Below are 8,263 nucleotides of genomic sequence, written 5' to 3' on the forward strand. Positions count from 1 at the left end.
CGTACCGTGCGGATGATTTTATGACACAGTAAGACTAAAGCGCGATGAGATTAGGATGAATCGTCATCGCGCTTTAGTTTGTTGTTTAAGCATGATCTTTTCGGAAACCCGCTGCACACTTTTCCGGATCATGCTCTAGCGCTTCGTCTTGTGAAGCACCATCCTGCCTTTTGAAGCAATGCCACCCCACCTGGCAGACCAACCGACTTCCGAGGTGCGTCCGGTGCGCTTCTGATCCCAAGCACCCTGCAACGCAAATAGGGCGCCCTGGGAATCCGCACATCGCACGATCCAGCAACCATCGGGCAACTCGATCGGACCCTGGAGGACCCGGCCTCCGCCAGCGTTGACGCGCTGGGCGGCCGCGCCGATGTCGTCGACATTGAAGTAGTAGAGCCAACAGGGCTGCGATACGCTCGGAAGCTTGGTGAGCATGCCGCCGATCGTCTGCCCGGCCATCGAGAACAATTCATACACGTCTGCCGGATCGGCTTCAGCATGGGCCTTCTGCCAGCCGAGAAGCTCGCCGTAGAATGGAAAGATCTTGTTCCGGTCTTGAGCCAGCAACTCGTGCCAGCCTACGCGCCCGGGCTCGTCCAATCCGCTGGGTTGCCCTTGGCCATATGTCAGTTTAGTGACCAGCGCAAAATTCGCTCCTTGCGGATCGGCAACCACTGAAATTCGGCCGATATTGCTGTCGGTCGGCGATAACAGGATGGCGCCCCCAAGACGGCGGATCTGCGCGACCTTCGCATCCATGTCATCGACGGCGACGTAGCCGACCCATCTCGGCGTTGCGCCCAATCGCAGCCCCTCTTCGGGGAGCGCCATGAGCCCAGCTACCGGAGCATCGCCTGCGGTAAGCACCGTATAGAGGAGTTCCGGAGTCGACGCATCTTTCGCAGCCCAGCCGACGACGTTGCCATAAAAGGCACCCGCCGCCTGCATGTCCGTTGTCAGGAGTTCATACCAAGCGAAGCGTCCGAGTTGATCGACCAAGTTAATTTCCCCGTTCAATCGGGCAGACGATTGCGCACTGCATCAAGCCGCACCCGTTGCAATCCGCACAAGGCGCGAACGCTCAGTGCTTGATGAAAATGCGACGATTCCGTTCATGAAGATGAATGCGATCATTACATTTTGTGTATCCGTGGAATCTTGCCTGCCTTGTTCGCTCGGCGTAGGATCATGCTCACGGAGATCCTTCTTCCAACTTTGGAGGATGCGGCCATGCAGCGGGCAAAGCAAGCTTCGAAAAAGAAGCGAATGACCAAAGCCGCGGTACCGGCGCTCGGAGTAGCCGGTCTGACGTTTTCGCTGGCAGGAAGCGCGGCGGCGGCCGCCGTACCGACTGGCGATACACCACAACGACCTAACTTCACGCCGAACCACGTGACCTCGCTGAGCGAGGAAGAACTCGCCGACGTGAGCCTCGCCACCTTCCATCTCTTCGACGATCAAAGAACCTTCAGTGGCGTAATGCTTGCGCGGGGATGCGGTTGTGGCCACGGCTGCGGCGGCGCCAGAGGCTGCGGCGGTTGCAGAGGCTGCGGCGGATGCAGAGCCTGCAGATCTTGCCGCTGCGGCGTCGGTTGCGGTGGATGCGGCGGCTGCGGCGTTGGTTGGATAGGGGTCGGCTTGCCATGGGTGTCATGCGCAGGGTGCTGCGCATCGTGGGGCCGCTGCCGCTGGTGCTAGCTCTCCCTGACTGTGTATCGATGCATCGCGATTTCATTGGCCGGGCCGGCGAACGACCCGGCCAATTTGTTGTTTCCGTCGCGACGTTTGCCACGGCTTGCTGGTCAGCTTGCCGATGGCGGGCGAGTATGTTCCAACTTGTCCGCGCAATGCCAATCGCCGCGTTCGGCACGCAGGCCGGTCAGAGCCAGCGGTTGAGGAGCAGGATCAGCGTGCTGACCCGATGACAGTCAATGCCAAGAGCCGAGCTGCGAAGCAGCCCCGCAAGGGCGTTCTACGTTTCGCACCGAACTTCACCGCCTATCTGCTTCCTCCCGATGCGGTCTGTCTCTATTCCGAGAACCGCAAGTTCTTCCTGCACGGCGAGCTGTATTGTGCCGTGGCCGCGGCGATCGGAAAGAATGGAAAGGCCGCGCCGGAAATCGTTCGCCAGCTTTCGAAGAGTTTTCCCGCCGACCAGATTGAGGAAACGATCAGGCGGCTGTTGGAGCGCCGATACGTCGTGAGTGGACCACCCCGCGTATCCGCAGGCGCCGTCGATGGATATTGGGCGAGCCTCGGCCTGCCTGTCGAAGTCGCGGAGCAGAATCTGCGCAATTGTCCCGTGCGGGTGGAATCGATCGACGTCAAAGGCGCCCGGGAGCTGAGCGTGGCGTTGGGCCAGCTCGGCGTTCAAATCACCAAGCGTTCGCCCGAGCTCATCATCACTCTGGTCAACGATTATCTCGAGCGGCAGCTCGCCGAGGTGAACGGGAAGCGCGTGGCCGATGGGACGCCCTGGCTGCTGGTGCAGCCGTCCGGCGTGTTTCCGCTGGTGGGCCCCGTGTTCAAGCCGGGCGAGAGCGCCTGCTGGACCTGCTTGTTCGATCGCATGATCCGCAATCGGGAGATCAAGGGATTTCTCGAGCGCGGAGCGGCGCAAGCGGTCGCTGTATCACCCCTGGTGAGCGACACCGTGGGACAGACAGCCATCCACTTCGCTGCCGTTGAAATCGCGAAGGCAATCGCCTCGGGATTTCGTACCGATCTGAGCCAACACATCGCAAGCTTCGACCTGACTGGTGCCTCCATCGCCAAGCACTACGTCGCGCGGCGCCCGCAATGTCCGACCTGCGGCAGCAAGAAGCTGCAGAATCCGCGCCGGGCGTCAGCGCCGATCGAAATTGCGGAGGGCAGAAAGCTCGTGATGACCAGCGGCGGATACCGCACCGTGACGTCGCGAGCCACCGTGGCGCGGTTCCGCAAGCACGTCAGTCCGCTGACCGGCGTCGTTTCGCGGCTCGAGCGGATCGAGGCCGATCTGCCGATGAACACAAATTTTTTCGCCCACCACAATTTCTCTGCGCCAGCCTGGAACGTCGATCAGCTCAGATCCGGATTGAGCGGCGGCAGCTTCGGCAAGGGCTCCACCGCCGAGCAGGGCGAGGCCAGCGCGTTGATGGAAGCGATTGAGCGCTATTCCGGCATTTTCCAGGGTGACGAGATCAGGACGACGCGGCGCTTTACCGATTTCGCTCCCGGTGACGCCCTTCTTCCCAACGACGTCCAGCTTTTCAGCGACACGCAGTTTCAAAACAGGAATGCCCCGCAGCCGGACGATTCACATCCGGTTCCCGAGCCGTTCGATCCCTCGACCAAGACCGAGTGGTCGCCGGTCTGGTCGTTGCGCGACAAGCGCTGCAAGTATCTTCCGACGGGCCTGCTGTACTTTTTCTATGGCGGCTTCCACACGGATTCCAACGGGTGCGCGGCCGGCAACACCCGCGAGGAAGCCATCGTTCAAGGCTTCCTCGAACTGGTCGAACGCGATGCCTACGCCATCTGGTGGTACAATCGGCTGCGGCGTGCCGAAGTCGACCTCACGCAATTCGACGATTCCTATGTGCAGGATCTGCAAGCCCAGCTTGCCGATGTGGGGCGCAAGCTTTGGGTGCTCGACATCACCAGCGATCTCGGCATTCCCTCTTACGTGGCGATCACGCACTGGATGCAGAACGGACACGAAAATATCGAGTTCGGCTCCGGCTCGCATTTCGATCGCCGCATAGCGCTGCTGCGCTCCCTCACCGAGCTGACTCAGTTCATGTCAATTGGCATGATGGGCGGCGGAACCGGCGAGAAGCCAACGCTCGACGGTGTCACGCCGTTGCGACTTGACGACTATCCCTTCCTGATCCCCAGCGACGATCCGATCGTCCGGCCGACACCGAGCCTCAAGGTTCACGATAATACGAGCGACCAGGTCAATGCCTGCATCGAGATCGCCGTCGGCGCGGGTTATGATTTCCTCGTGCTTGACCAAACGCGGCCCGACGTCGAGGTTCCCGTCGTCAGAGTGCTCGTTCCGGGCTTGCGGCATTTCTATCGCCGCTTCGCGCCCGGTCGGCTTTACGATGTTCCGGTGAGGCTTGGATTATTGGATCGTCCGCGACTGGAAAGCGAACTCACTCCGTTCCTTCCCCACACCTGAAGGTTGGCTCGTCGTGCGCGCGCCCCGGAAAAGGCCGACCAGGAAGATGGCACCAGTCATCGCCGCCCGATTGAACGGTCGCTTTTCCCTTCATGTGCAGGCGGACGGAAGCATCGCCGCTGCCCTGGGCGGCTATTCAGTGAATCTGGGACAATTCAGCACGGCAGCGATCGACCGTGCGGGACATCTCGCCACGGGGCTGCCGCTCATTTCCTTTGCCGGCAAAAGTGTCCTCGCAAGGCAGGTTCATGCCCTGGTGCAGCGACTGGCACGGCACGGGCTTCTCGAATACCGCCTATCCTCTCCGCGTGAAGAGCAGGACCTCGTCATCATCGAGCCGCAGGTCGCCGAATACTGGCCGCAACGCGCAACACTGGGGAACGGTGATACCCTCGTGTTGTCGCGCTTCGCCTATCTGCGCCGACGCGGCAACGAGATGGTGCTGGAATCGCCGCGCGCCGGCGCGCTGTTTCGGATTTGCGATCCCGCAATCGCGGCCACCCTCGCGACCCTGTCGCGGCCTCAGAAGATCAGCAAGCTTCGCCGCCACACGGCCTCCTTGAACCTCGATCTGCTCGGATTGCTGCTCGACAGCCAGATGCTGATCAAGCTCGATGCGAAAGACGGCGACGGCCTTCGGGTGAATGAGGGCGACGGCAACCTCGTTCTCTGGGATTTCCACGATCTCGTGTTTCACACGCGGAGCACGGAGGGCCGGCATGCAAATCCCGTTGGCGGCACGTTCGCCCATGCGGGCCTCGTTCCACCACTGCCGGCGGTGCGTCCGCCTTGGCCCGGCAAGAAGATCGATCTCCGCAAATTCTCCACGCTTGAGCCGATCTCGCCCTTCGCGAAGCTGTTGCGCGAACGCCATTCAATACGAGATTTCGACGACCAGCACCCAATCACACTTGCCGAGCTCGCACAGTTTATCGACACCACGGCGCGCGTCCTGTCGGAATGGAAGAGCGGCGCAAATTTGGACGGCAGTCCTGAAGTTACCTACAGCACGAGGCCTTATCCATCGGCAGGCAGCGCTTACGAGCTGGAATTGTATCTGGCGGTCTCGAACTGCGAGGGGCTTGCACGCGGATTCTACCACTACGATGCGGGTGCTCACGCGCTGATAGCGATCGGCGCTTCCGCCCAGCAGCTCCAGGCGCTCTCGACGGCTGCCGCGTTTGCCATGGACGCACCCGGTCCCCCGCAGGTCCTGATCACGATCGCCGCGCGCTTTGGGCGCATCTCCTGGAAATACAGCTCAATCGCTTATTCGCTGATCCTGAAGGATGTTGGCGCCATGATCCAGACATTCTATCTGGCGGCGACGGATATGGGGCTTGGCGGCTGCGCCATCGGCACCAACAACATCGATCTGTTCGCGAAAATCACCGAGCTCGACTTTCATGTCGAGAGCCCGGTCGGTCAATTTGCACTCGGACGCGGCAAGGTCACACCCTGAGCAGCCGCACCCGCGTGCCCCAGGGATCGACGGCCTCGACGCCATTCGCAAGCGCCGTGACCGAAGCGCCCGCCTTGCGCAAGCGCTCCTCCTGGGCGGCGAGAATGTCCTGCTTCTCCGTCACCAGCGAAAACCAGGCGAGCCCGGTCGTGGTGTCGTCGCGGCGGCCGGCGCCCTGGCTCTGCCAGACATTCATGCCGAGATGGTGATGATAGCGGCCGGAAGAGAGGAACGCGGCGCCGTTGCGGCGGCGGGTCGGATCGAGGCCGACGTTGCCGTGATAAAAGCCTTCGGCCTGCGCGAGGTCGCCGACACGCAAATGCATGTGCCCGACGCGCATGCCCTCCGGCGCCTTGGCGTAATCGCTGACGCGGGTATTCGTGAGCGACAGCAGATCTGGAATGTTCAGCTCGTCGGCTGCCATCTTCACCGAGCCCTCGCTCCATTGCCATTGCGAAGGATCGCGGTCGGCATAAACTTCGATGCCGTTGCCTTCGGGATCGTCGAGATAGACGGATTCGCTGACGAGATGATCGGCAAAGCCCGACAGCGGCACGCGATGCGAGGCCGCGTGCACCAGCCAGCGCGCGAGATCCTTGCGTGTCGGCATCAGGAAGGCAGTGTGATAGAGACCGGCCGCGCTGCGCGGCTCGATCTCGGCATCGGTGCGCGCCTCCAGCACGAGCAGCGTCACGCCGCCGGCGCCGAGCTGCGCTGAACCCGCCGAGCGCTCCATCACCGTGAGCCCCAGCACGTCGCGATAGAAGTCGGCGACGGTGTCGAGATTCTTGACCCGCAGCATCACCATCCCGACGCACATCGGCGTGCGGCTGGCATAGGTTGGCCCGACGCTGACCGGACTACCTTCGGCGCGCGCCCCAGCCGCGGCAGCCGCCGCGAGCGTGGTGGCACCGGCGAGGTGAAGCAGCGTGCGGCGGGTAAGGTCGATGGTCATCCGGGGTCTCTCAAAAATGCGTTGAGGCCGTGAGGCGCAATGGCTGGCCGATTGCTACACGTTCCCGTGACCTCCTCCCAATCACATGTTCGTCGGCCGGGACATTACGGAGCTTCCTGCCCATCAGACCAGTTTCCGGATCGCCCGCGGCATCCCAGATTTGGGACAACCGACAGGAGCTTCCTATGACCGACCCTACCCCCCTCGCCGCGCTCTCGTCAGCGCTTTCGGATGTGGTTACACGCACCTCGCCTTCGCTCGTCTCCGTTCACTCGCATCGGTTGCGCGCCTCAGGCTTTGCCTGGAAAGCGGGCCTCATCATCACGGCCGACGAGGCCCTGGCCGACGAGGGCGAGGTCGAGATCAGGCTTGCCGACGGCAGCACGCGGACGGCCACGATTGTCGGCCGTGACCACACCACCGACGTCGCGCTGCTGCGCGTCGATGCCGACATTCCGCCGATCAAGCTGATTTCCGCCGCCCCCGCTCTCGGTTCGCTCGCCGTCGTCGTCGCAGCCGACCGTGGCGCACCCACGGCATCTCTCGGCATGGTGTCGCTCGCGGGTCCGCGCTGGCGCAGCCTGCGCGGCGGCGACATCGAGGCGCGGATTGAGCTCGACGTGCGGCTGCGCCACAGCCATGAGGGCGGGCTCGTGCTGAATGCGCAAGCCCAGCCGTTCGGCATGGCGGTGCAGGGACCGCGGCGCGTGCTGGTGATCCCCTCCGCCACCATCGAGCGCGTCGCGGCGCAGCTCGAAACGCGTGGCAGGATCGCACGCGGCTATCTCGGGCTCGGCCTGCAACCGGTGCGGCTCGATGACGGCGTCGGCGCGATGGTGATGAATGTCGACAAGTCCGGGCCATCTGCCGCGGCGGGCATCAGGCAGGGCGACGTCATCGTGGCCGTCAATGACGAGAAGCTCGCTGGCGTGCGCGCGCTGTCGCGCTCGCTCGGACCCGAGAGCGTAGGCTCGGTCGTCGACGTCGCAGTGCGCCGTGGCGGCGAGCCGGTGAGCTTCAAGGTCACGATCGGCGAGAGGCCGGAGGCGTGAGCGAGGACACGACGCAGGACATCACGATCGCGCTGGAAATCGGCGACCCAGCCCTAGCCGACCGACTGGCGTCGCTGCTTGGCAGCGTCGCCGGCCTGCGGCTCGTTGCGCCCGGAGATCCAGCCGCGGTGACCGTACACGACCGGCAGCCCTCGCCGGCCGATATCGAGCTGACGCCGCGCGAGCTCGAGGTGCTCGCGCTGATGGCAGAGGGCGCATCGAACAAGATGATCGCGCGCCAGCTCGGCATCTCCGTGCACACCGTCAAGTTCCACGTCGGCTCGCTGCTCGACAAGCTGGATGCCACCGGCCGCACCGACGCGGTCGCCCATGCCGCGCGGCGCGGCGTGATCAACCTTTAGCCTGGAGCATGATCCGTAAAAGTGTGCAGCGGTATTCCCTCGCGACAAACGCGGGACCCATTTGCGCGGAGATCATGCTCAAACAACAACCTAAAGCGCGATGACGATTCATCCTGATCTCATCGCGCTTTAGTCTTACTGAGTCAGAAATCCACGGACCAAGCTGAGTGAGAATCGCATATTGAAGGAGATTCAACGCGAGATCGAGGATCTGAGATGGGTCGCCGAGGAAAGGGAACCAGCGAGACACGATTTGCGGCGTAC

8 protein-coding genes are annotated in these 8,263 nt (G+C 62.8%); 4 read left to right on the forward strand and 4 right to left on the reverse strand.

All coding sequences use genetic code 11. The annotated features are described in order from the left end of the window. Nucleotides 1–135: 135 nt before the first annotated feature. Nucleotides 136–1,017 carry a VOC family protein gene (locus SO139_RS44735; RefSeq protein ID WP_449384524.1) on the reverse strand — a complete coding sequence of 294 codons (882 nt, stop codon included), beginning with the start codon at nt 1,015–1,017 and terminating at the stop codon, nt 136–138. 24 nt (nt 1,018–1,041) lie between these two features. Further along, the gene (locus SO139_RS44740; RefSeq protein WP_449384525.1) at nt 1,042–1,509 is read right to left on the reverse strand and encodes a hypothetical protein; all 468 of its coding nucleotides are present in this window, start codon (nt 1,507–1,509) and stop codon (nt 1,042–1,044) included. A gap of 412 nt (nt 1,510–1,921) precedes the next feature. Here SO139_RS44740 and SO139_RS44745 point away from each other — a divergent pair, with 412 nt between their 5' ends. Then, nucleotides 1,922–4,168 carry a TOMM precursor leader peptide-binding protein gene (locus SO139_RS44745; RefSeq protein ID WP_498542037.1) on the forward strand — a complete coding sequence of 749 codons (2,247 nt, stop codon included), beginning with the start codon at nt 1,922–1,924 and terminating at the stop codon, nt 4,166–4,168. Between the two features lie 46 nt (nt 4,169–4,214). Further along, on the forward strand, nt 4,215–5,630 hold the full coding sequence (locus SO139_RS44750; RefSeq protein WP_449384527.1) for a SagB/ThcOx family dehydrogenase: 1,416 nt from the start codon (nt 4,215–4,217) through the stop codon (nt 5,628–5,630). Here the strand turns inward: SO139_RS44750 and SO139_RS44755 are convergent. Continuing rightward, complete coding sequence (locus SO139_RS44755; protein ID WP_474804719.1) at nt 5,620–6,585, reverse strand: VOC family protein; 966 nt, start codon at nt 6,583–6,585, stop codon at nt 5,620–5,622. The two genes, SO139_RS44750 and SO139_RS44755, sit on opposite strands and share 11 nt — an antisense overlap. Before the next feature lie 185 nt (nt 6,586–6,770). Between SO139_RS44755 and SO139_RS44760 the strand changes: the two genes are divergently transcribed. Together SO139_RS44760 and SO139_RS44765 are read left to right on the forward strand one after the other, a co-directional pair. Beyond that, entirely contained in the window at nt 6,771–7,637 is an 867-nt protein-coding gene (locus SO139_RS44760; RefSeq protein ID WP_449384529.1) for a S1C family serine protease, read from the forward strand. Further along, nucleotides 7,634–7,999, forward strand: a complete 366-nt coding sequence (locus tag SO139_RS44765; RefSeq protein WP_449384530.1) for a response regulator transcription factor — start codon at nt 7,634–7,636, stop codon at nt 7,997–7,999. Before SO139_RS44760 ends, SO139_RS44765 begins: the two co-directional genes overlap by 4 nt. On the opposite strand, the gene SO139_RS44770 is transcribed toward SO139_RS44765, so the two are convergent. Continuing rightward, nucleotides 7,989–8,263, reverse strand: a 275-nt coding sequence (locus SO139_RS44770; protein WP_498542038.1) for a hypothetical protein, incomplete at its 5' end; no start/stop codon positions are given. The genes SO139_RS44765 and SO139_RS44770 overlap by 11 nt on opposite strands.

Source organism: Bradyrhizobium sp. UFLA05-89, from assembly GCF_059803475.1.

What these genes read in the sequence shown, in the direction of transcription:
- SO139_RS44745 (WP_498542037.1), top strand. Translation starts at nt 1,922, where the DNA reads ATGACAGTCAATGCCAAGAGCCGAGCTGCGAAGCAGCCCCGCAAGGGC.
- SO139_RS44750 (WP_449384527.1), top strand. Translation starts at nt 4,215, where the DNA reads ATGGCACCAGTCATCGCCGCCCGATTGAACGGTCGCTTTTCCCTTCAT.
- SO139_RS44760 (WP_449384529.1), top strand. Translation starts at nt 6,771, where the DNA reads ATGACCGACCCTACCCCCCTCGCCGCGCTCTCGTCAGCGCTTTCGGAT.
- SO139_RS44755 (WP_474804719.1), bottom strand. Translation starts at nt 6,585, where the DNA reads ATGACCATCGACCTTACCCGCCGCACGCTGCTTCACCTCGCCGGTGCC.